This is a genomic window from Streptomyces sp. NPDC059224 (genome assembly GCF_042754285.1).
GTDB lineage: Bacteria > Actinomycetota > Actinomycetes > Streptomycetales > Streptomycetaceae > Streptomyces.
The window spans coordinates 18,419-40,956 of sequence record NZ_JBHZAN010000058.1 but is presented as its reverse complement, the minus strand read 5'-3'; the positions used below and the strand labels follow the sequence as shown (position 1 = coordinate 40,956).

At 66.7% G+C, this 22,538-nt stretch carries 17 protein-coding genes and 1 pseudogene; 14 read left to right on the top strand and 4 right to left on the bottom strand.

Annotation, left to right across the window (positions count from 1 at the left end):
• Positions 1–660: 660 nt before the first annotated feature.
• The 3 genes from ACFXI4_RS40780 (at position 661) to ACFXI4_RS40770 (ending at position 3,695) form a co-directional block, all read left to right on the top strand.
• Entirely contained in the window at positions 661–1,137 is a 477-nt protein-coding gene (locus tag ACFXI4_RS40780) for an ATP-binding protein (protein ID WP_385001625.1), read from the top strand.
• A 480-nt stretch (positions 1,138–1,617) separates the two neighbouring features.
• Complete coding sequence (locus ACFXI4_RS40775) at positions 1,618–2,547, top strand: glutaminase (protein ID WP_385001605.1); 930 nt, start codon at positions 1,618–1,620, stop codon at positions 2,545–2,547.
• A 338-nt stretch (positions 2,548–2,885) separates the two neighbouring features.
• Positions 2,886–3,695, top strand: coding sequence for a DeoR/GlpR family DNA-binding transcription regulator (locus ACFXI4_RS40770; RefSeq protein ID WP_385001602.1), 810 nt, complete (start codon positions 2,886–2,888; stop codon positions 3,693–3,695).
• 110 nt (positions 3,696–3,805) lie between these two features.
• Here the strand turns inward: ACFXI4_RS40770 and ACFXI4_RS40765 are convergent, their stop codons facing one another.
• Together ACFXI4_RS40765 and ACFXI4_RS40760 are read right to left on the bottom strand one after the other, a co-directional pair.
• Positions 3,806–5,260, bottom strand: coding sequence for an FGGY-family carbohydrate kinase (locus ACFXI4_RS40765; RefSeq protein ID WP_385001599.1), 1,455 nt, complete (start codon positions 5,258–5,260; stop codon positions 3,806–3,808).
• Entirely contained in the window at positions 5,257–6,054 is a 798-nt protein-coding gene (locus ACFXI4_RS40760) for an HAD family hydrolase (RefSeq protein ID WP_385001596.1), read from the bottom strand. Before ACFXI4_RS40760 ends, ACFXI4_RS40765 begins: the two co-directional genes overlap by 4 nt.
• Before the next feature lie 305 nt (positions 6,055–6,359).
• On the opposite strand from ACFXI4_RS40760, the gene ACFXI4_RS40755 reads away from it, so the two are divergent.
• The 9 genes and pseudogenes from ACFXI4_RS40755 to ACFXI4_RS40715 all read left to right on the top strand — a co-directional run bounded on the left by ACFXI4_RS40755 (position 6,360) and on the right by ACFXI4_RS40715 (position 16,670).
• The gene (locus ACFXI4_RS40755) at positions 6,360–7,838 is read left to right on the top strand and encodes a rhamnulokinase family protein (RefSeq protein WP_385001593.1); all 1,479 of its coding nucleotides are present in this window, start codon (positions 6,360–6,362) and stop codon (positions 7,836–7,838) included.
• A 98-nt stretch (positions 7,839–7,936) separates the two neighbouring features.
• Positions 7,937–8,959, top strand: a complete 1,023-nt coding sequence (locus ACFXI4_RS40750; protein ID WP_385001590.1) for an autoinducer 2 ABC transporter substrate-binding protein — start codon at positions 7,937–7,939, stop codon at positions 8,957–8,959.
• Position 8,960: 1 nt separating this feature from the next.
• Positions 8,961–10,520, top strand: coding sequence for a sugar ABC transporter ATP-binding protein (locus ACFXI4_RS40745; RefSeq protein WP_385001587.1), 1,560 nt, complete (start codon positions 8,961–8,963; stop codon positions 10,518–10,520).
• Complete coding sequence (locus ACFXI4_RS40740) at positions 10,517–11,518, top strand: ABC transporter permease (RefSeq protein ID WP_385001584.1); 1,002 nt, start codon at positions 10,517–10,519, stop codon at positions 11,516–11,518. Before ACFXI4_RS40745 ends, ACFXI4_RS40740 begins: the two co-directional genes overlap by 4 nt.
• Positions 11,515–12,537 carry an ABC transporter permease gene (locus ACFXI4_RS40735; protein ID WP_385001581.1) on the top strand — a complete coding sequence of 341 codons (1,023 nt, stop codon included), beginning with the start codon at positions 11,515–11,517 and terminating at the stop codon, positions 12,535–12,537. Before ACFXI4_RS40740 ends, ACFXI4_RS40735 begins: the two co-directional genes overlap by 4 nt.
• Before the next feature lie 46 nt (positions 12,538–12,583).
• Positions 12,584–14,110: an FGGY-family carbohydrate kinase gene (locus ACFXI4_RS40730; protein WP_385001578.1), complete on the top strand. Its 1,527-nt coding sequence runs from the start codon at positions 12,584–12,586 to the stop codon at positions 14,108–14,110.
• A gap of 139 nt (positions 14,111–14,249) precedes the next feature.
• Positions 14,250–14,384 (top strand): annotated as a pseudogene (locus ACFXI4_RS40725) (IS3 family transposase); the annotation flags it as partial.
• Between the two features lie 738 nt (positions 14,385–15,122).
• Positions 15,123–16,109 carry an ATP-dependent DNA ligase gene (locus ACFXI4_RS40720; RefSeq protein WP_385001575.1) on the top strand — a complete coding sequence of 329 codons (987 nt, stop codon included), beginning with the start codon at positions 15,123–15,125 and terminating at the stop codon, positions 16,107–16,109.
• A gap of 321 nt (positions 16,110–16,430) precedes the next feature.
• The gene (locus tag ACFXI4_RS40715; protein WP_385001572.1) at positions 16,431–16,670 is read left to right on the top strand and encodes a hypothetical protein; all 240 of its coding nucleotides are present in this window, start codon (positions 16,431–16,433) and stop codon (positions 16,668–16,670) included.
• A gap of 278 nt (positions 16,671–16,948) precedes the next feature.
• Here the strand turns inward: ACFXI4_RS40715 and ACFXI4_RS40710 are convergent, their stop codons facing one another.
• Together ACFXI4_RS40710 and ACFXI4_RS40705 are read right to left on the bottom strand one after the other, a co-directional pair.
• Complete coding sequence (locus ACFXI4_RS40710; protein ID WP_385001569.1) at positions 16,949–18,214, bottom strand: cytochrome P450; 1,266 nt, start codon at positions 18,212–18,214, stop codon at positions 16,949–16,951.
• Between the two features lie 222 nt (positions 18,215–18,436).
• On the bottom strand, positions 18,437–19,141 hold the full coding sequence (locus tag ACFXI4_RS40705) for a TetR family transcriptional regulator (protein ID WP_385001566.1): 705 nt from the start codon (positions 19,139–19,141) through the stop codon (positions 18,437–18,439).
• Positions 19,142–20,822: 1,681 nt separating this feature from the next.
• On the opposite strand from ACFXI4_RS40705, the gene ACFXI4_RS40700 reads away from it, so the two are divergent.
• The gene (locus ACFXI4_RS40700; RefSeq protein WP_385001563.1) at positions 20,823–22,088 is read left to right on the top strand and encodes an MFS transporter; all 1,266 of its coding nucleotides are present in this window, start codon (positions 20,823–20,825) and stop codon (positions 22,086–22,088) included.
• Between the two features lie 13 nt (positions 22,089–22,101).
• Entirely contained in the window at positions 22,102–22,488 is a 387-nt protein-coding gene (locus tag ACFXI4_RS40695; protein ID WP_385001560.1) for a hypothetical protein, read from the top strand.
• The last annotated feature ends 50 nt before the right edge of the window (positions 22,489–22,538 follow it).

Sequence of the window (22,538 nt, the reverse complement as noted above, 5' to 3'; positions counted from 1 at the left end):
AATCTAACCCCCCGCTATTTGATCGGTCAATACCTGATTTTCACGGTCAAGAAACGTTACCGAACCGCCCCGTTCAAGTGTTCGACTGCTCGACTGTGAATGCGGCAGCCGTGGGGCATCCTTCGGGGATTCAGCGTTGTCGGCTCCCGTTGCCGATGAGACGCAGCCTGACCACATCACTGCCAGTTCCGGTGGGGTCACGTGCAGCCCTGCAGGAGGCCGGGAGGGCCGCCGCATCCCTCCAGCGGTCAGCAAACCGCCCGCCGGGCGCGAGCCGAGCTCCGCGCGGTCGGCGAGCATCTCGTGAAGCTGTGCATCCACGCCTGCACACCCACCGTCCGCGACTCGCAAGGGCGCATGGCGGTCGGGCGTGGCGGCATTCGTCTCCTCGCGGGGGCCTGCGCACCAAAGGGCACATCCGCCCGCCCCCGTAGGCGGCGCGAGATGGCTGCTGCGGGCGCCGCGATGGCGGGAAGGTACGCAAAAGCCACCCCTATTGACCGGTCAATACGTGTATTGTACGGTCCAACTAAGAGACGGATGCTCAGCGTCCGCATTACCGTCACAGCTCACGCCATCGGCGGCATCACCCCGAGATTGTCGGCTGCTTCCGAGGGTTGAGGAACACAGATACGGAGGTGGCCAGCCGTGTTCACCTTTATGAACACTGCCCCCTCAGACGTGGAGGGCCTCGGGAACAGCAGGAAGCCGTCGAATCCGGTCTCGGACTGGCGTGTGCACAGCGTCAGCATCACGGCGCCTGCGAAGCCTCGGTCGGTCGGCCTTCTCCGGAGCCATGTCTCGGTGCTCTTCACCGGATGGGTGATGACCACCGACGAGCAGGAGACAGCAGCGTTGGTGATCAGCGAGCTGCTCACCAACGCCGTAAGGCACGGGCGCGAGGAGATGACACTCCTTGTCGCCCGGAGTGGCTCAACCCTGGACATCACGGTGGTTGATCACGGAGCCATGCAGGCCACTGCTGCGGTCAGCGATCGTGACGAACACGGCCGTGGGTTGGCGATTGTCGCTGCTGTCACGCGTGAGCTGTGCATCGAGGAGTCGGCAATGGGATGGCGCACGTTCGCGCGTATGGACCTCGACCGCAGCTGCCCGGCCCAGGGCTGCACGGTGTGAGTCAACAGCTGACGGAACAGGTCAGTCCAGCGGCCGTCATGCAGGTAATGCCCGACGCAGAGCACCGGCGGACTCCCGGGCGGACCGCATCGCGCGATGGTCCCGAGCGGCACCTCTTCCAGCAGAGCTCAAACGGTGAAGCCTACGAGGTCGCTACTCACGCTGGCCCCAACGCTCGCAGCGGTTCATCACTCGGGCTTCGCTGCAGCTTCGTCGACGGCCCGCCCGGGGACATGCTGTGACGGCCTCCACGTCTCACTCCTGAAGCTTGCCCGCCCCTGGTACGGCTGGCCACCAGCGTGCCGGAGACGGGTCTTGAGCGGGCGGTCACCAGACGGTCGGCGATCTGGTGACCGCCCTTCTTTACGTCTGTGCAGCGCTGATTCCAGGTGACAGAACCATCCGCGCGGCGCCCGGCAAGGTACGGGAGAAGCCCGCCACCTTGTCGCCCTGCCGTGGTCGATCAATCTCTGGGACTCGATGATCACAGCATCCCCTCCCCCGCTCCGGTCGGTTCTCGACCGCATCGCGACCGAGATCGCCGACGTCCGGGAGCGCGGCCGGCCCGTCGACTACATCCCGGCGCTCGCCGCCTGTGACCCCCGCCGCTTCGGCATGGCCGTCGCCGAACTCGACGGCACGGTGTACGGCGTGGGCGACTGGCGCGAGCCGTTCTCCACGCAGTCCATCACCAAGGTGTTCACCCTCGCGCTCGACCTGGCCCGCGAGGGCGACGAACTCTGGGAGCACGTGGGCCGCGAACCCTCCGGCAACCCCTTCAACTCCCTGATCCAGCTGGAGTACGAGAACGGCATCCCGCGCAACCCGTTCATCAACGCGGGCGCCCTCGTCGTCACCGACCGCCTCCAGACCCGTACCGGAGACGCGGCCGGCGAACTCCTCGCCTTCCTGCGCGCCGAGAGCGGCAATCCGGCCCTGGACTTCGACAAGGACGTTGCCGCCTCCGAGACGGCGAACGGCGACCGAAACGCCGCGCTCGCCCACTTCATGGCGTCCTACGGCAACATCGACAACCCCGTACCGGCCCTGCTCGACCAGTACTTCCGCCAGTGCTCCGTCAAGGCGTCCTGCGCCGACCTCGCCCTGGCCACGTCGTTCCTGGCCCGCCACGGCATCCGCGTCGACGGCACCCGCCTGCTCACCCGCAGCCAGGCCAAGCAGATCAACGCGGTCATGCTGACCTGCGGCACCTACGACGCAGCGGGCGACTTCGCCTACCGGGTGGGCCTGCCCGGCAAGAGCGGAGTCGGCGGCGGCATCATCGCGGTGGTACCGGGCCGCTGCACCCTGTGCGTATGGAGCCCAGGCCTGAACGAACGCGGCAACTCGGTGGCAGGAGTGGCGGCCCTGGACAGATTCACGACACTGACCGGCCTGTCGGTCTTCTGAGCACAGGCAAGGTCGGCCGCACGGGCTGCGAGCAGGGGGCGTCGCCGTAACTGGCGCCGACACGCTGATTGGGCAGTTCCTGCGCACCTCCGGTGGCGTCGGAGACGATCGCCAGACTGCCCTGCAGCCGTAATCAAGATCTACAGCTGGAGTACTACGTGCCAGAATCCCGTACTGCGGCACTCACATTGGCATCGCAGACAGCTCGGATCAGCGCCGGCGTGTGACCGGCAGCGTATTTGCCGCACCCTTCATGTGATAAGCAACGTGATTTATGTGAGATACTGCCTACTTCAGACGCAGCCGCGGTCATCCGGCACCGTGAGAGGGAGAGGTAAATGCCTGATCCGAGGAATGGTGCTCGCCTGCCCTCACCCGTTGCGGGCCAACAACGCCGCGAGCGCATACGTGAGCAGGTGCTGGACTCGGGCTTTGCGCGTATTGAGGACCTTGCGCAGCAGTACTCCGTGAGCACCATGACCATCCACCGGGATCTGGATGAGCTGGAGGTGGCCGGCTGGCTGCGCAAAGTGCGTGGTGGTGCGACGGTGAACCCGGCCGCGCTGGTCGACACCACTGCACGGTCCCGCCTGGCGGCCATGGTGACAGAGAAGGAGCAGATCGCCCGGGCCGCCCTGCGTCATGTCGTTTCCGGCCAGACCGTGATCGTGGATGACAGCACCACCGCTCTGCAGGTGGCGCAGCTGTTGCCTTCCCGGGCGCCGCTGACAGTGATCACCAATTTCCTCGCGGTCATCAACTCGCTGGCCGGTGAGTCGGAGATCGATCTGATCGCTCTCGGCGGCTCGTACAACCCCTCCTATGACGCGTTCTTCGGGCTGAAGACCAAAGAAGCTGTGGGATCTTTGCGGGCTGACGTGCTCTTCATGTCCACCACTGCGGTGACGGACGGCTCGTGCTTCCACAAGTCGCAGGGAACTGTCCTGGTCAAACGTGCACTCATGGAGGCCGCAGCAAAGCGCATCCTGCTGCTGGATCACTCAAAGTTCAGCAAGAGAGCTTTGCACGAACTGGCGCCGTTGACTTCCTTTGACCTGATCATTGTGGACCGTGAGACTGACGAGAAGGACATGGCTGAGCTGAAGCAACTGGGCATTGCCGTCGAGGTCGCCGGGGCACCAACGTAGTACCGGCTGGCGGCATAGCTCACCTGAGGCCACACGCCGTGCCCGTGCGTCCTCTCGTTCGGGGCACTGACGGGTTCACGTCGCCGGAAGTCGTCAGCTCAGCTCGTATTTCACTTCGTCAACCAGCCCTTTTCTCTCACGGCCGCGAGGAACTGGCGGTATCGGTCCTCGAGTGCCTCCCGTTCCTCTGGAAGAGGCTCTACTGTCTGCCCCGTGCCGACCATCGCTTTCGACGCGGTCTGAAGATCCGGATGGGCGCTGCCGACGGCCGCGAGGATGGCAGCGCCGACAGAGCTTTCGGCGCGGGGTATGCGCTGCAGGGTCCGGCCCAGAACGGTTGCGCGAATGCGCAGCCAGGTCTGGCTGCGGTTGCCGCCGCCGGCGGTGCGCAATGTGGGGTGGATGCTGGCTCCAAGCTCGGTGAGGCGCTCGTACGCGAGCCGCTCGCAGAAGGCGACGCCCTCCAGCATGGCGCGGTAGGCGTCGGTCTCGCTGGTGGGCCGACCGAGCATGAAGCCGTGGGCTTGCTCGGCAGCGAATGGGAAGCGTTCGCCGTGGCGTGCCAGCGGGTAGCTCAGCACGGTGGCGGGTCCGTGGATGCGCGCCTGTTCGTCCAGTGCGGCAAGCCGGTCGCGGGGCCAGGAAGCCAGGGCCTCACCTCCTGTGTTGGAGGCGCCGCCGGGCATCCAGAGATTCTGTGGGTGGCGGTGACTGTATACGGCTCCTGAGGGGTCGCGCAGGAGTTGGCGGGATGTTCCTTTGATGACCAGCGTCGTGCCGAGGACGGAGACGTAATGGTCGACCACTCCGCCGCCGGCGGCGAGTTGCGCTGTGCAGCCGTCGGTCATCCCGAGTGTGATGATGCATCCTGCTGGAAGTCCCGTGGCTTCCGCGGCGGGTTCTGAGACTGCACCGACCGGGGTGCACGGCGCCTGCACTTCCGGGAGAAACCGCTGATCGACGCCCAACGCTTCGAATGTCTCGTGAGGCCATTCGCCGGCGAGGACGTCGTAGCCGTTGCGCAGGGGATGGCTCCAGTCCACGGGTGTCGGCGTTCCGGCCAGGTACCAGGTGAGGAGGTCGGCAGTGTGGCAGATGCGGAAGAGGTCCGGACCGGCATCTGCCACCAGTCGGGCGATGCGACCGGGGCCAAAAGCGGCGGACAGGGTGATGCCGAGTCGTTCGAAGCGAGCATGTGACGTGTAGGCGGCGACGGCTGTTTCTGCTTGAGCTCGGGCATCGTCGTACATGAGGGCCGGACCGAGCGGCCGCCGGCTGCGGTCCACCGCGACGGCGGTGCCGGAAGTGGCGGTAACCGTCACAGCCTGGATGTGACGGCGTGCGCCGCCGAGTGAAGCGGTCAGGGCCCGTAGAACGCGGGCAGTGGCGGGCCACCAGGTGCTCGCGTCCTGCTGTGCGTGGCCGGGCTGCGGGCGCTCGGGGGCTGGCAGATGTGTTTCGGCGCGGGCCTGGATGGTGCCGTCATCGGTGCAGCACACTACCCGGACGGCGTGGGTGGCGATGTCGATGCCGACGAAGAGCGGGTGGTCAAAACGGGGCTTCACTGACCGTTGCTTCCTGAGAAGTGGCCGCTTCGGGAGCGTTGCAAGAGCTCCAGTGCTTCGGGCAGTTCGGCGAGCGAGGAGATCGCGGTATCTGCTTCGGCCAGCTGCTGAGGCGTGGGGGCGTCCGGCGCTTCACCGCGCAGGACCCAGACCGTGCGCAGGCCCAGGGACCGTGCTGCGCGCACGTCGTTGTCCAGGCGGTTACCGACATGTACGGCACGCCGCGCGGACACTCGGGCCTTCGTGAGGGCATATAGGAAGATCGCGGGATCGGGCTTCTCCGCGCCGACCACTTCTGACAGGGCCCAGACATCGATGTAGGGGGCGACACCGTCGCGCCGCAGAGCGTCCTGGACCCGGGCGTTCTGGTTGGCGACCACCGCGATGCGGTACCGGCCGGCGAGAGCTTTCAGCGCGGGCAGGACGTCGGTGTAGAGGGCCTGGGGCGGGTACTGCCAGTAGCGGGCAGCCAGCGCGGACAGCTCATCGCGGTCCCCATCGGGAAGAAACGCACGGGCGATGCGCGTACGCAGGGAGCCTCGCTGGGCACGGCGATGGTCGTCGCGTACCTGATGGAAGGCCAGCTCATCGACGTCTGCACCGAGTTCCCGCAGTGCTTGTAGGAGGGCTCGAGAGTAGCAGGCGTCGTCGTATACGGGACCGCCGATGTCGAGCATGACCAGCTCGATCGGCTCCATGGAGCACTCGCCGGGTATCGGGCGGTGCACTGCCTGTGCTGCCGTCCCCGCCGGGCCACCCGCGGGGGGATCCGCTGCCGATGCGTTGCTGTTCATCAGGGCTCCTGCCTCTGTACGTCACAGTTGCTCACACGACTTAACGAGAAGTATTGCCATTCTAACGAAGCTGGCGTTAAATCTTCAGCACTTGGGTGACATCGACGTTTCCAGTCAGCTGCACTAACGTCTGGTCTCCCTGTCGCGCCACAGCAGGGAAGGAGGATGCGGATAATGAAGCTGTCATCGAGCACCAGCCGCATCTCATCCCGGCTGGTCGGCCCGCTCACACCGTCCCCTTTCATCATGTGCCGATGTGGTGCCGCTGAACCGGTACACAAGGCCTGGGCAAGGGAGCGTGCAGCATGAGCACCATGCTTGCCGTGGATCTGGGCGCCGAGAGCGGCCGGGTCAGCCTCGGCCACTTCGACGGAGACGAGCTGCGGCTGGAGGACGTGCGGCGCTTCGCCAATGTGCCTGTCAATGTCCATGGACGGTTGCACTGGAATACCCTGAGCTTGTTCTCGGAGGTGCGCCACAGTCTCGCTGACGCCGCACAGCGCACAGCGGGACAGGTGGAGTCCCTGGCGGTGGACGGCTGGGGCATCGACTTCGCTCTGGTGGACAGGGCGGGACGGTCACTGTCCGGTCCCGTGCACTACCGGGACTCCCGCACCGCCGGGCTCACCGCCAGTGCAACCGAGGTGATCGACTCCTACAGCCTCTTCCAGCGCACGGGAAGTCGGCCCCTGCCCATCGACACACTCCATCAGTTGTTCGCGATGGCCCTAGGCGGAGACCCCGCGCTATCGGCATCCCACAGGCTGCTGTTCGTCCCCGACCTGTTCCGGTACTGGTTGTCGGGTGAGCAGGCTTGCGAATACACCATGGCCACCACCAGCCAGTGCTTCGACATCCGCAGGCAGCGCTGGGATCACGAGCTCGTCGAACTGTTCGGGATCCCGAGCACCATACTGCGCGACATCGTACAACCAGGCACCTCGGTCGGCTCTCTCACCCGGCAGATCGCCGACGACACCGGCCTGAGTAACACTCAGGTGATCGCCCCCGCGGCCCACGACACAGCAAGCGCTGTGGTGGCGATTCCTTTCGAGAAGGACAGCGAAGGCGCCGCCTTCATCAGCTGCGGCACCTGGGCCATCGTCGGCGTGGAACGCACAAGCCCCGTGGTCAGCAAAGGCGCCTTCGACGCCGGTCTGTCCAATGAAGGCGGCGCGTTCGGCACGGTGCAGTTCCTGCGCAATGTCATGGGCCTGTGGTTACTGCAGGAGTGCCGGCGCACCTGGGTCGAGCAAGGCGCCGACTGGTCGTATCAGGAACTGGTCACCATGGCGGCAACTACCCGCCTCCACCAGCGCTTCCTGGACACGGATGCGGATGAGTTCTTGCGGCCCGGTGCCATGCCCGACCGGGTGCGCGCCTACTGCGCACGCACGGGACAGAACCCGCCCGGCAGCCCTGATGAGGTCGTGGGCTGCATCCTCGAAAGCCTGGCCATGCGCTTTCGCGCGACCCTCGACGACATCGAACTGCTGACGGGGAACCCGATCAGCACGGTGCACCTGGTCGGCGGAGGAGCCCGCAACGCACTGCTGTGCCAATGGACGGCGAACGCCACCGGGCGCAGGGTGCTGGCAGGCCCAGTGGAGGCCGCGACCATCGGGAATCTGCTCGTCCAGGCCGTAGCGATGGGACACATCGGCTCTCTGGCTCAGGCACGGCAAGTCGCGCGGAACTCGACCAGCACAATCTCGTATGAGCCTCGCGATCCGCAGGAGTGGCAGCACGCCTACGCGCGCTACCGCACTCTCACAGCCGCCTGACGGCTTCTTCCTATCACCGAACGAACGCCGCCCTCTTTGGCGCGCGTTAAAGCGCAGACTGCGCACCGCTGCATACAGCGGCAGGAAAGGAACAACTCATGACGAAGACGTCCCGTTGGACGGCTGCCGGTGTCGCGGCGGCTGTGGTGTTGACGGCCGCGGCGTGCAGTTCCACCCCTCCGGGCGGGGGCTCCTCCGCAGGCAGGGGCGGGCCGGTAGAGGTGGCCTTCGTTCCCAAGCTTGTCGGCATTCCTTACTTCACTGCGATGCAGAAGGGTGGCGAAAAGGCTGCCAGCGACCTGGGGGTGAAGTTCATCTACCAGGGTCCCGCCACGGCTGACTCGGCCGCTCAGATCCAGGTTATCGACAGCCTGATCACCCGCCATGTGGATGCGATCGCGGTCGCCCCCGACGATCCGGCGGCCATCTCGCCAGTCCTCAAGCGGGCCAAGGCAGCCGGTATCAAGGTGTTCACTTCCGACACCGACGCTCCCAACAGTGAGCGTGCACTCTTCGTCCAGCAGGCCACCGACAAGGCCATCGGTGATGCACTGGTCGAGTCCCTGGCGGCGCAGATGGGCGGCAAGGGCAAGTGGGCCATTGTCTCCTGCGGTCCCACCGCGCAGAGCCTGAACTCCTGGATCAAGGAACAGAAGGCTTACTCGGCCAAGAAGTATCCTGGCATGCAGCTGGTCAGCGTCAAGTACGCCGGAGAGGACCAGGACAAGGCCGCCAGCATCACCAAGGACCTGATGACGGCCAACCCCGATCTCAAGGGCGTGGTGGGAGAGTGCACCACCTCAGCCCCGGGCGTGGCGCAGGCCATCACGGACGCGGGCAAGACCGGCAAGGTCTTCTCTACCGGTGTCGCTACTCCCACGGTGATGCAGAAGTACGTCACGAGCGGGGCCATGGCCAAGGTGGTGCTGTGGAACCCCACCGATCTCGGCTACCTGACCGTGTGGGCGGGCAAGCAGCTCGCCGAAGGCAAGAGCCCCAAGACCAACGGCGTCGGTGACATCAAGGGCATCAGCTACCAGGAGGACCTCAAGACGCTACTCCTGGGGCAGCCCCTCGTCTTCGACAAGAACAACATCGCCCAGTACGCAGGAAAGTTCTGAGATGACGATCACTCCCACACCTGTGGGCGATGCCGGGGACGGCAACGGCCCGGTGCCGCTGCTGTCCCTGCGCGGGATCCACAAGCGTTACCACGGCGTGCACGCGCTGCGCGGCGTGGACTTCGAGGTCCGTGCCGGCGAAGTCCACGCCCTGTTGGGCTCGAACGGCGCCGGCAAGTCCACCCTGATCAAGGTCATCGCCGGCGCCATCCAGCCCGACGAGGGCGACATCCACCGTGACGGCGAGCCGGTGCGGATCACTGGCACCCAGGCAGCCTTCGCCCACGGCATCGCCACGGTTTACCAGGAGCCGCAGGTCTTCGCCGAGCTCACTGTGCTGGAGAACGTTTTCTCCGGCCGTGAGATGCGCAACCGCTTCGGCAACGTTGCCTGGTCCGCGCAACGGCGCCGCGTGCAGGAACTGCTGGGCAGCCTGCACGTCGACGCAGATCTCGCAGACGCACGGATGGGCGATCTGACAGTCGGCCAGCAGCAGATGGTCTCGATCGCCAAGGCCCTCGTGCACCGCGCTCAGATCCTTATCTTCGATGAACCGTCCGCGATCCTGTCCGACCAGGAAACACAGGATCTGTTCCGCGTCATCCGCCGCCTGCGCTCCGAAGGCGTCGGCATCATCTACATCAGCCACCGTCTCGGCGAGATCTTCGCGATCGCCGACCGGGCCACCGTAATGCGCGACGGGGAAATCGTCTCCGCGCGTCCTGTCAGTGAGCTGACCGAAATCGACATCACTCGCCAGATGGCCGGCCGCGCGCTTGCCGGGCTCGACGACATCAAACGCATCGAGCCCGGCAAGCCCGTCCTTCAAGCCACCGGCTTGGGACGGGCCGCAGCTTTCCAGAACGTCGACCTGACCGTCCGCGCCGGTGAAGTCGTCGGCCTGTACGGTCTGATCGGTTCCGGCGCCAATGAGGTCGCCGAGTCGCTGTACGGCATTTTGCCTGTCGACCGCGGCGACATGGTCCTCAACGGCCAGCCGGTCACGGTCCGCTCCCCCGGCGAGGCCGGGAAGCTCGGCATCGCGCTGCTGCCCCGTGACCGCAAATTGCAGGGCATCTTCGGCCCGCAGAGCATCGCCTACAACATCTCCATCGCGCACCTGAGCGTGCTGCGCAAGCTCGGCATCGTCGTGGACCGGCGCAAGGAACACTCCATCGCGGTGGAGTACCTGAACAAACTGGCCATCAAGGCACCCAGTGTCGCCACAGCCACTGATGCCCTCTCCGGCGGCAATGCCCAGAAGGTCATGCTCGCCCGCCAGCTCGTCCAAAAGCCCCGCCTGCTGCTGCTGGAGGAGCCCACCCAGGGTGTCGACGTGGCAGCCAAGGAGGAGATCCACCGCCTCGTCCTGGAGCTGGCCGCCGAAGGCACCGCGGTCGTCGTCGTCAGCACCGACCTGCCCGAAATCGCTGCGCTCGCCGACCGCATCGTCGTCATGCAGGACGGCGTCGTGCGGCGCACCTTCCCCCGAGGCGCCGACCACGCCGACATCCTCCAGGCTGCCATCGGCACCGTGCAACAGGAGAACGCCCCCACATGACCACGCTCCACACACCACCCCCAGTCATCGCTCCCGAACGCCGGCCACCGACGGCCCTGTCGCGCTTCCTTCGCGGCAACGAAGCGGGACTCATCGCCGTCCTCGCAGCCTTGTGGATCGTCCTAGGCATCACCTCCGACCCGTTCCTCACCCACCACAACGTCGCCAACATCCTTCTGGACATCTCCCAGATAGGCATCGTCGGCGTCGGCATGACCATGGTGATCATCACCAGCGGCATCGATGTGTCCGTCGGATCCGCCCTCGCCGTCTGCGCCGTCCTCACCGGCCAGTCCATGTCGGCGGGCAACCCCACCGTAGTGTCCGTTCTGATCTCCGTAGCCGCCGGGCTCGCCGCCGGCCTCGTCAACGGCCTCCTGATCGCCTACGGCCGCATCCACCCGATCATCGTCACCTTCGGCACCCTGAACCTCTTCCGGTTCATCTCCTACCAGCTCACCGGCGGAGAGTGGATCACTGGGCTCCCATCCAGCCTCCACGGCCTAGGCGTGGGCTCCCTCCTCGGGATCCCCTACGCCTGGCTGCTGACCATGGCTCTCGCCGCGCTCGCCGGCCTCTACCTGCGCTACCGGCCCACCGGCCGCCACCTGTATGCGCTCGGCAACAACGCAGAGACCGCCCGCCTGTCCGGCGTGCGCACCACCCGTCGGCAGGTCGCCGTCTACACCCTGACCGGGCTCCTCGCCGGCGTCGCCGCGCTCGTCTTCATCGGCCGCAACGGCGGCGTGCAGACCAACGTCGGCAACGGATTCGAGCTCCAGGTCATCGCCGCGGTCGTCCTCGGCGGCACCAGCATCCTCGGCGGCAAGGGAACCGTCCTGGGAACCCTCCTGGGTGCCCTCTTGGTCGGAACCGTCCGCAACGCGCTGATCATCGTCGGCGTACCGGCCCTGCTGGAAGGACTCTTCCTGGGCCTGCTCATCATCGTCGCCGTCGGCGTCGACGTCCTGCGTCAGCGAAGGAGGGCCACCGCATGAGCGTCACCCTCACCCCCAAGTCCCCTTCTGCCGGCACCCGTCAGGGAAGCCTGCTTGTCACCGCGGCGCGCCGCATCCTGCTCGACCGCACCATGCTGCTGACGGTGCTGCTCCTGGCCATGCTCGTCATCTTCGGCACGCAGGTCTCCTACTTCTTCACCTTCGCCAACCTCTCCAGCAGCACCGCCTACGCCGTTGAGATCGGGCTGCTCGCCCTGGCTCAGCTCATCGTCATCGTCACCGGGCGCGGCTCCATCGACCTGTCGGTCGGCTCCATGGTCAGCCTCTCCAGCATGCTCTTCGGTCTCGCCGCCACCCGCTGGCACCTCGGACTGGCCGGCGGCGTAGCCGTCGCCCTGCTGTCCGGCCTTGCCATGGGTGCGATCAACGGCTTCCTGATCGCGCGCCTGCGCTTCCCCGCGCTGATCGTCACCCTGGCCACGCTCTACGCCTTCAGCTCGATCCCTCTTGTGCTCACCGACACCGTGCCCATCTCCGATCTCCCCTCCGGCCTGTACGGGCTGACGAACTATCTGGCCGGCATCCCCTTGCAGGTTTTCGTCATCTACCTGCCCGTCATCGTGATCACTTGGTTCGCCCTCAACCGGACCAGCCTCGGCCGCCGCCTCTATGCCGTGGGAACCAACGACATCGCAGCCCAGTTCGCGGGCATCGACGTCGCCCGCACACGCTTTTGGGCCTACACCTCCTCAGGGCTGCTCGCCGCTCTGACCGCCATCGTGTCCACCGCACGCTTCGCCAGCGCCCGCCCCGATGCCGGCTCGAGCATGGAACTCATGGCCATCACCGTCGCCGTCCTCGGCGGTGTTGCGATCAACGGCGGCGAAGGACGGGTCTCGGGAGTGGTCCTGGCCACCTTCACCGTCACGATCATCAACAATGCCATCACCGTCGCCGACTTCCCTGCCATCTGGCAGGTCGGCGCGCTCGGCATCATTCTGCTCCTCGCCGCTCTGCTCAATTCCACCGCGCGCCGCGTCTTCGGGAGCGCCGGATGATCCACCACACGTCAGGCAGCTCGTCTGCCTCCCCTGGGAGGGTTCAGTGAGCGCCTTGCTCCTCGGCATCGACATCGGCACCTCCAGTTCCAAGGCGGTACTCACCAGGCCCGACGGCACCGTCGTCGCCCAGGCCCAGGTGCCGCACACCGTCTCCCTGCCGCAACCCGGCTGGGCCGAACACGATGCCGACCGCGTGTGGTGGGCTGACGTCACCACCCTGTGCCGGCAACTGCTGCCCGCCGCCGAAGGCACCGTGGCCGCCGTCGGCATCAGTGGCCTCGGCCCGTGCCTTCTGCCCGTCGATGCCGCAGGACACCCATTGCGGCGTGCCATCCTGTACGGCATCGACACCCGCGCCACCCATGAGATCGACGAACTCACCGCGCGCTACGGCACAAAGGAGCTCTTGCTCCGGGGCGGCTCCATCCTCACCAGCCAGGCCATCGGCCCGAAACTGGCCTGGCTGAACCGGCACGAACCAGAGGTGTACGCCCGCACCGACCGCTTCCACATGGCCTCCTCCTACATCGTGGAACGCCTGACGGGCGCATACGTCCTCGACCACCACTCAGCCAGCCAGTGCAACCCCCTGTACGACCTGCATGCCTGCGCGTGGATCCCCGAGATCGCCGAAGAGATCGCCCCCGGCATCCGGCTCCCCCACCTGATGTGGCCCGGCGAGATCGCCGGACGCGTCAGCAGCGAGGCAGCCGCCGTCACCGGCATCCCCGCCGGAACACCGGTCACCGCCGGCACCATCGACGCCTGGGCCGAAGCCCTAAGCGCCGGCGTGGACAAGCCCGGGGACTGCATGCTCATGTACGGCACGACCATGTTCCTCATCGAGGTCCTCGACCAGCCCAAGACCGATCCCCGTCTGTGGGCCACGCGCGGGATCACGCCCGGCACCTACAACCTCGCCGGCGGCATGGCCACCTCCGGTGCTGTCACCGACTGGCTGCGCAAACTGACCGGCGGCCGCTTCGAGGACCTGACCGCTGAAGCCGAGCACGTCTCCCCTGGATCACACGGCCTCGTCATGCTCCCGTACTTCGCCGGCGAAAGAACCCCGTTGTTCGACCCCGACGCTCGCGGAGCCGTACTCGGGCTGACCCTCCATCACAACCGCGCCCACCTCTACCGCGCAGCGCTGGAAGGAACCGCCTACGCAGTCCGCCATCACCTGGAAGTCATGGCAGAATCCGGGGTCCGTCCAAGCCGGCTCATCGCAGTCGGCGGTGGCACCACGGCAGACCTGTGGACCCAGATCGTCTCCGACGTCACCGGCTGCCCTCAGGAATTGCCCGACCAGCGTATCGGCGCCAGCTACGGCGACGCTCTCCTCGCCGCCCGCGCAAGTGACCTCGCAGAAGAGACGACCACCTGGGCACGCATCGGCCGCACCGTACAACCACAGCCCGACGTGCTCCCCGTCTACGACGATCTCTACGCCGTGTACAGAGACCTGTACGAGGCAACACGCACACAGGCCCACATCCTGACCGCCCACCAGCACCTCGCGGACTCCGCGGGCCCAGTAGCGCACCATTCCCCCGCTTCTGCCGCATAGCCCAGGCACCGATCGCAGGTCCAGCGGAAGGTCCTCTGCTAAGTCGGTGCACGGCTCCTCCTCTCCCCCGGGACCTGTCCCTGAGTGGTGGACACCTCTGAGCCCGGCCCCGGCGGGGGCCGGGCAGGAGGGATCTCTTATGGTGATGAAGGTCTATTCGCGCGAGTTCAAGGCGGACGCTGTCGCGCTGTACCTGTCGGATCCGAGCGACACCTTCGAGGGCATCGGCAAGGATCTGGGGATCAGCCGGGAGACGCTGCACTTAAGCATCAGGATTTCTGGCGCATCACACTACCGGTGCGTCACAGGGCACAGCTTCAACGGCGCCAAGGCCCTCATCGAGTCCGGTGAGACATTCCGTGCACGGCGGTCGTCCGGGTGGCGGCTCGGGGGATCCCCGTCGAACACGGGCGAGAACAGGCGATAGCTGTCAGGCGCCCCCATGGCCATCCGGAAGGGGGGCACCGCAGGTGTCGGCCGACGGCGGGACACCCCGATGCTCACAGTGTCCGCAGCAACTGGCGGACCGCGCGCCGGGTCGCCAGGCGGCGGGCGAGGCCGACCCGATCACGCACGACCGCACCCGCTCCCCCAGGCGCAGGTAGCGCACGATCGGCGAGCGCGTCGTGGCGACCGACGGCTCGTTCCACGCGGGCTTGCGGACGGCGACCCCCTGCACGGCCTGCCACGTCAACGTGCACGGAGTCTCCGCGAGCAAGGCGGCCGGGGCCGGCGGAGCAGCGGAGACGGCAGTGGCGAGGACGGCGGCAACGGCAGCCGTCGTGGTCAGCAGACGGCGGATCGAGTGCATGCCCGGTCAATTCCCGCCCGGGACCGGACAGTCATGGCCGATCGCTCAAGATCACCCGGCAGGGGAGTCTGGGCACCTTGTCGGCTCGGTCGGCGGCGCGACCGGGTACTTCGCTCCCCCGTGCCCGCTGCGGCGGTCCGCACCGCTCGGTGACCTGGCGTCCGGCGCGCTTCACCAGCCGGATGGGCGTAGATGTGAGGGGTGACGCTGACTCCGCCCTTCGAGCCGATGCTCGCCGGAGCGCGACGGGAGCTACCGCGCGACGGCACGCTGCCCGGCCATCTGGTTGCAGAACAGAAGCTGGATGGCTTCCGGACGCTGCTCTTCGCCCGGCCCGGTCTGGTGATGCTCCAGTCGCGCAACGGCGCGGACCTGACGCCGGCGTTCCCCGAGATCTCCGCTGCGGCATCGGCGCTCGGCGAGGGCCTGGTGCTCGACGCAGAGCTCGTCGTGCCGTACGAAGGCCGACTGCACTTCGGCCGGCTTCAGCAGCGCGCCCGCCGCAGGGGTCGCGGCGCCGCGGCGGCCGCCATGGAGCATCCCGCTTACCTGATCGTCTTCGACGTCCTTGAGGCCGCGGGGGTCGAGCTGCTGGAGCAGCCGTACCGGGAGCGTCGGGCCCGCCTGGAAGGCCTCTTCGCCCGTGCGGTTCTCGACGGACTGTTCACGCTGTGCCCGGCGACCACGGACCGCGCGACCATGCTCGACTGGCTGGACCCGGCCTGGGGCACAGCCGGGATCGAGGGCGTGGTGCTCAAGGGAAGCGAGCAGAGGTATCTGCCGGGCCGGAGGGCTTGGATCAAGGTCCGGTCGCGTACGACGGCCGAGGGGGTGATCGGCGGGGTCACCGGGCCTCTGGCGTCTCCAGCCTCGCTCCTGCTGGCCCGGTACGACGGAGCGGGACGGCTGCGGCTGATCGCCCGCTCTACTCCTTTGCCCACAGCCGTGCGGACGGACCTGGCCGGGCGCCTGCGCGCGGCCACTGGCGAGCACCAGTGGCACGGCCGGCGCTTCTCCGCCGGCTGGGGCACACGCGGCGAGCTGGAGTACCACCCCGTGGATCCTGATCTCGTCGCGGAGTTCGTGGCCGACACCGCGGTGGACGACGGGATCTACCGCCACCCGGTTCAGTTTCTGCGTCTGCGTGAGGACCTGCTCGCGCAGGAAATCCCGCTGCTCGGCTCCTAGGTCCGCCGGCCGGGAACGATCATGGTCGGCGGCTACACCTCCGTGCGTAGGTAGGCGCGGGCGATCGTGCACGGACAGGGCGACGGGTTCGCTGGCCCGGCCCGCCATGTACCAGGCGAGGGTCATTGCGGTGGCGTCCCGCAGCCCGCGGGCGGTGTCCAGGTCGCAGGTGGCGACCATCGCGGCCAGGTCCTCGCGGGTGCACTCGGTGGCCTGGAGGACGTCGCCCGCGTCGCGGCCGCGCCGGGTGTTGGCCGCTTCCGCCCCGGCGGCCCGGCGCGCGGTGCTCTCGTCGACGGTGAAGCCGCCGGGGGTGCGCATATGGCCGGGGCCCGCCGCGGTGTAGTGGCCGGGCAGCACCAGGCCCCCGGTGCCGGGGCGCCGTTCCGGCACCGGCAGCCCCGCGCCGCCGTCGGCGGCGGTGTCCCGGTCGTGCGCAGTGAGGTCCTGGGCCACGGCGGCGAGTTCGGCGGCCACGTCCTGCCCGGCCGCGGCGCGCGCGGCGAGCTGGGCGACCCGGTCGGCCAGGCCCGGCTCCGGAGAGCTGTACGGCGGTCATGACCGCGGTCCCTCGGCCGCGCGCAGGGGGGCGCACCGTCCGCTGGTGCGCACCGAGCGCACCGGCGTACCCGAGCGCCACCGGTACTCGCGGCAGTGCTGGTAACCCTGTCGGAACCCAGCGGAGCCCGGCACCCCCACGGTGCCGGGTTCCGCTGTTCTGCAACGCGGCACCGGCCGCGTACAGCAGATCGGGCCGACTCCTCCCGTCGGTCTGAACATACCGGGAGAGGCATGTCGGTCTCTTTTGCGTGCGGCTTCGGCCTGCTCTTGTCCACAGGTTAGGGCAGAGCCAGCTCCAGGGCGGTCAGGCGCCGGAAGACAATCCGCGGAGACCACCGGGTAGACGCACTGACGTACGGACGTTCAGGCCGCTTCAGGAGGGCACTGAGCAGCACGGATGCTTCGAGTCGCGCCAGAGAGCTGCCCAGGCAGTAGTGGGCTCCCGCTCCGAAGCTCAGGTGCGCCACTGACCCTTCGAGGCGTCGGCGCACATTGAACCGATCGGGCTCGATGTACTGGACGGGATCATGATGGGCGGCGCCGATCATGAGATGCATCATCTCCCCGGCGCGAACGGGGACACCGCCGAGTTCCACATCGTCTGGCGCAATCCGGCTGATCATGTGAATGGGTGCGTCGTAGCGAAGCACCTCGTCAATCGCTGCGGGTATGAGGTCCTGGTGCCGGCGCAGGTCCTCCAGCTGGCGCGGATGCTCCAGTAGGAGGCGCACGGCGTCGGCGAGCAGATGGGACGTGGTTTCCAGGGCAGCAAGAAGCATGAAGAGCGCGAGGGAGTGAACGCTCTCATCGGCTGCTTCGCGGTCAGGTTCGATCTCATCCCACGCCCGTATCCACAACGAGACAGGATCATCGCTGGGTCTTTTGCGGCGCTCCTTGATCAGGTCGGAGAAGTAGCTTCGCAGCCTGGCCGTGGCAGCGTCGGAAGTTGCTATACCGCTTGCCGTCGGGAAAAGCTCCTGGGTGAACACCTGGTCATGGGTGAGGTCCCGCAGCAGGCCGTAATCGGCGGCGGGTATACCCATCCACTCTCCGATGGTGGCCACAGGGATTTCCTCACTGACCAGGGTCACGAAGTCGGCGGGGCCCTCCCTCAGCTTGTTCATGAATCCGTCGAGAAGGCGATCGACGATCCTCACCGTTCCAGGGCGCAGTTCATCAAGGACTGCGGGGGTAAAAACATTCCCCAGTGCGCGGCGAGCACGTCCGTGATGTGGCTGATTGAGCATCGGCAATGTTTTGCTCATTTGCAGGAATGAGGGAGATTTCCACCGTGCTGCGTCGCTTTCGCTGGATCTCCAATCTTCATCTGGAACCCGCCAGGCTTTGTCACGGAGAATGAGATCGCACAGGCGGTAGGATGTGACAATGTATCCGCCCCACGGGGCGGGTATCACCTCCCCCATGTGCAGGAGATCCTTGTAGGCCGGCAACGGATCCGCCTGCCCGCTAGAAGTGCGCAATCGCGAGAACAGGGAGATCACTGCGCGCGGACTGAGAGAAGAAGCGACTTTGGCGGACTTCACCGATACCCCTTCACGCTAAAATCATGGCAATCGCCAGCGCTGCCTACCCTCGCCCCTGAAGCTCTATGCAATCACTCGCGATTCTGCCCCTGTCGCGGGTATCACGTTTCGAAGCCATACGGAGTGTCTGGTCTGCGCTCGCACGCAAAACGGCCCTTCCGGAGGCGACGTCCACCGCTCCGGAAGGGCCGTTGTCGGTACCCGCTGCTGCTGGCGGGACTGCTACTCGTCGAGCCCCCCGTCGCCATCGCTCTCGTCTGAGTTCTCCTCATAGAAGGCGCACATGAGAGCAGATCCGCGCCCTGTTGAAATATCGAGCTGACGCCTGACGTCGTCAATCGCGACGACATCCATGAAATTCATGTAGAAGCGAGCCATTCGTCGTTCAACACCACTCATGCTTCGGTCGAGAGTCTTCGACATGAGGACCATTCCCGACCAGCATCCGGCAAGTTGATCAGCCTGCTCCGCCAGGTCCACGAAGGGACGCAGCTCACCTTGCTCTTGCGCTTCAGCCAGCTGAGTAGTATTGAAAGCAGTCCAATCGTTCCAAGGGGTGCCGTACGTTTCCGGGGCATCGTTCTCGAACGACAGCTTGAGAGCGGCTTCCATGGCATCTTCATTCGAAATTCGATAAGCCAGGATCATGCCGATGTCGACTACTTCTTGCAGCTTGAGCCTTTGAGGCTTCAATCCATCCATGGAAAGCGTGTCGGTCATGATCGTTTTGGCGATCGAGAATTTACCCTCTGGAAAGTGCCGATAGAGTGACGCCTTGGGCGCCTGTGCCCTCGTGCAGATTTCAGTCAAGGAAGCACCCCGATAGCCATCCCTGACAAAAAGCTGGCCGGCGACATCTAGAATTCGCTCCCGGGTATGGATCGCACGCAGCTGCTGGCGGCGCGGCGGCTTCGGCGGATTGGTCATGAGGTCTCGCCTTCGAGCCCGGTCCGGCACAAGGCGGGGGACAGGACTGATTCGGGGTGTGTGCTTGCGCCTTGCAGAATACATGCCCGTTGACACCTGCGTAACTCCCACCGAAGAGTTCACCGATTACAAATCGCCTAGATCTGGACCACGCATCGCAGTGATACGACTTCGAGGACCTGGGCGCACCCATTAGGGCATTTCCGTTCCTCCGCGAGCTCGCTTTCAGTCAGCAGGTCAAGAATCAGTAGCACGCCGCAATCAGCAGGACAGGTTGCGTACCCATTCATCAAGCGCGTGCTCCCACGGCGACCGGATGACTTGCCGAGGTGCGGGTTGGCGTCACTGCTCATTTTCCCCTCCACCGTGAGACTGCGGCTTGCATCTCTGACCCAAACTGCACGGAACCGTAAAGATCATCACGTCATTGCCATACATCGCGAGACGGACAAATAACCCCCACGGACTCTCCCGTCACCTCAGTCGGACTCCCCTTCCGTGATCTCGTGGTCACTGTTCGCTTGACGTGTCCGACGTAAGAGTTTCAGACTTGGCGCGGATAGAACAGACCGAGCGGTCTCATGTTGCCCGAGGTTGCTCATGCAATCCGGACATACGAGCCATATGTCCACCGTTGCCATGGACGCCTACCGACCCGTAGGGGATCGGGGCACCGCCCGTGGCAGCCGTTTAATGGCCCTGTACCTTGGGCCCGTTGCACGGACGTTCTGTTCGAGTGATGACAGTTCCGGTTGGAGACTGCTTGGTCTAAACAGGCCGGGCGGCCTGTTTAGAGATGCGGAAACGGCGGCTTGCGTTTGCCCAGACGCAGGGCGCCGCCACGCATCGCGATCAGCAAGGAGGTTCTATGCACTACGTCGGGGCGGGGTCCGCCAGGTCATCGCCGGCCAGCAATCGGAACTGCCGCCGCCACGTCGCGCTGGTGCCATGGACACGCACCTCGGCAACTTCAGCGCGAGCGCGCTCGCAGCGCGTCGCATAGATCGTCGCCGGATGTGGAGGCCCCCCGACCGGGGTCGCGCCCAAACCGCAGCGGCCGCCCTCCGTTTAGCCTCGGAGGGCGGCCACCAGTAATCCGATTTCGCCCGAAATCAGACACACCACCCAAGATCGGTAGCCAACCAACCCAGTGGGGGCGCATTTTGCAGAGCGTGTGCAACCACGCTCTGCTTCAGGATAGTGGCACCGGGCTGCTCGGGACACATCTCCCTGCCCGGCACGACATCCTGCGATGCCAGACCCCCCCATCCCTAAGGGGTCCTCTGTGCATGCTTCACGGCAGCCCGTCGCGTGGAACGCGGTGGGCATGACAGCCACCACCGCGCCGCCTCCGGCCGCTTGCGGAATCTCACCAGGTATCTCAACGAGCGAGTAGTCCTGCGCCTCCACGCGTCCTCGTCGGCATAGGCACACGTCGCGCACCAGGCCTTTTCAGTTCTAGGTCGCCTGCGGCGCTGCGCCCTCTCTGAGCCGCTGCTGATGCCCGTCGAGGCACTACCTCGTTCTTCGCAGAACAGGACCCAGCGGGTCGAAGGCCGCGCCTTCGAGCTGGGCCCCCCGCGCCTTCGCCGCCTTTACCTGACGGCTACCCGCGCCCTCTGCCATCCGCTCGCCCGGCTCTGTTCGCCGGCAGCAGCGGACTTGCTACCTGGGAGACCTCTTGCCTTCTATCGTCCTGCCCGCTCCCCTCCGACCTCCTCCTCCCTCGTCACCGATCCCCCCGCCCCGTCCCTCTGCGCCACCGGCCGTATGGGTCCTGGTCGTCGGCGCGAGCCTGATCAGAGCAGGGGGTTTCGTCTACCCCTTCCTGCCGTACCGGCTGGCCGACCTGGGCTTCTCCACTCGCGGTATCAGCACGGCCTTGGCCGCCTTCGGCGTCGGTTGGCTGGTCGGCCAGATCCTTTGGGGCCGCCTGTCCGACGCTCTGGGCCGCCGGGCCACGCTGGTGACCGCCATGGTGCTGGCCGCCATCGTGCTGCCGCTGCTCGCCTGGGCAACAGCTCCCGTCGCCATCGCCGCGGCGTCCGTCGTCGCCGGCGCCTGCTACGACGCTCCTCGGCCGGTGATCTCGGCAGTCATCACCGACTCGGTGCCCGACGCGGACATGCGTGCCTCGCTCAACGGGTGGCGGCACTTCGGAATCAACATCGGTGCGGCCGTCACCGGCGCCACCGGGGGTCTGGTCTTGGACTCCACCGGGCTGCCTGTGCTGTTCTGCATCAACGGCGCCGTCTGCGCAGCCCTCGCGCTGACAGTCCTGGTGCTCGCACCGTCGGACCGGCCCGCCCCCAGGGTGCCGGTCCCGCACGCGGACGGCACCGCTGTTTCCCCGCTGCGCGACCGCCAGTTGTGGCTGCTGTGGCTGGCCAGCCTGGGCGCCCTGATGCCGGTGGCAGGCCTGGCCAGCACCCTGCCGCTGCTGATGGCGGACGCAGGCCTGCCCGCGTCCGCGTTCGGCTGGACGCAGGTTGCCAGCGCCGTGGCGGTCCTGGTGCTGTCGACGCCGCTCAACACGTGGCTGTCCCGGCGGGCCCGGTCCTCCTCCCTCGTCGGCCTGCTGGCCGTCAGCTCGCTCGTGCTGGGCGCCGGGATCGGGTCGGCGGGCCTCGCCTCGTCGCCCCTGGAGTACACGGCGGCTGCGGTGATCGCCGTGCCCGGCGAGATCACCGCATTCGTCGCCGCCTCCACAGTCCTGGACCGCATCACCCCCGCGCACGCTCGCGGCCTGTACGCGGGCGTGTGGGGATCCACCCTAGCCAGCGCCGTCATCTGCGCGCCGGTGCTCGCCGGCTGGTCGCTCACGCACGGCGGTCCCGGCCTGGTCGGCATCACGACCGTCGCCTGCGGCGTCCTCGGTACCGCCGTCTGCCTGCCGCTTGCCGCGCTCGTCAACCGGCCGCAGTTTCCGCCCGTCTCCCCCCGCTGAAAGGGACCTCTCCATGCGCACCGCCTTCCGGCTCGCCCGGCGCACTCTGCCCATTGCTGTGGGCAGCGCCCTGCTCCTCACCCTGAACTCCGTCCCCGCGTCCGCCAGCTCCGGCTGGTGGACGGCCCAAAACAACCGCGCCGAGGGGTTCTATAACAGCGTCAACGGCCGGGTGTACGCGAACGACTTGAAGCGGGACGGCTACTCGGCCCGCACCCAGGTCCGCACCGCCGCCCACGGCTACGTCGTCACGGACGTCACGGACAAATTGGCCGACGGCTACGGGAGCTGGAAGACGCCGACCCTCTACGCCGGCGTGGTCTTCAAGATGCGCGTCTGCGTCGTGAAGGGAAGCGCAGCGCCCAAGTACTGCGGCAGCTGGCACACCTTCGAGAGGTGAGCTGACCTTCCCGGGCCCCGGCATGCCACAGCGCTGCCGGGGCCGGCCGA

What these genes read in the sequence shown, in the direction of transcription:
- ACFXI4_RS40780 (WP_385001625.1), top strand. Translation starts at nt 661, where the DNA reads ATGAACACTGCCCCCTCAGACGTGGAGGGCCTCGGGAACAGCAGGAAG.
- ACFXI4_RS40775 (WP_385001605.1), top strand. Translation starts at nt 1,618, where the DNA reads ATGATCACAGCATCCCCTCCCCCGCTCCGGTCGGTTCTCGACCGCATC.
- ACFXI4_RS40770 (WP_385001602.1), top strand. Translation starts at nt 2,886, where the DNA reads ATGCCTGATCCGAGGAATGGTGCTCGCCTGCCCTCACCCGTTGCGGGC.
- ACFXI4_RS40760 (WP_385001596.1), bottom strand. Translation starts at nt 6,054, where the DNA reads ATGAACAGCAACGCATCGGCAGCGGATCCCCCCGCGGGTGGCCCGGCG.
- ACFXI4_RS40755 (WP_385001593.1), top strand. Translation starts at nt 6,360, where the DNA reads ATGAGCACCATGCTTGCCGTGGATCTGGGCGCCGAGAGCGGCCGGGTC.
- ACFXI4_RS40750 (WP_385001590.1), top strand. Translation starts at nt 7,937, where the DNA reads ATGACGAAGACGTCCCGTTGGACGGCTGCCGGTGTCGCGGCGGCTGTG.
- ACFXI4_RS40745 (WP_385001587.1), top strand. Translation starts at nt 8,961, where the DNA reads ATGACGATCACTCCCACACCTGTGGGCGATGCCGGGGACGGCAACGGC.
- ACFXI4_RS40740 (WP_385001584.1), top strand. Translation starts at nt 10,517, where the DNA reads ATGACCACGCTCCACACACCACCCCCAGTCATCGCTCCCGAACGCCGG.
- ACFXI4_RS40735 (WP_385001581.1), top strand. Translation starts at nt 11,515, where the DNA reads ATGAGCGTCACCCTCACCCCCAAGTCCCCTTCTGCCGGCACCCGTCAG.
- ACFXI4_RS40715 (WP_385001572.1), top strand. Translation starts at nt 16,431, where the DNA reads ATGGCCGGGGCCCGCCGCGGTGTAGTGGCCGGGCAGCACCAGGCCCCC.
- ACFXI4_RS40705 (WP_385001566.1), bottom strand. Translation starts at nt 19,141, where the DNA reads ATGACCAATCCGCCGAAGCCGCCGCGCCGCCAGCAGCTGCGTGCGATC.
- ACFXI4_RS40695 (WP_385001560.1), top strand. Translation starts at nt 22,102, where the DNA reads ATGCGCACCGCCTTCCGGCTCGCCCGGCGCACTCTGCCCATTGCTGTG.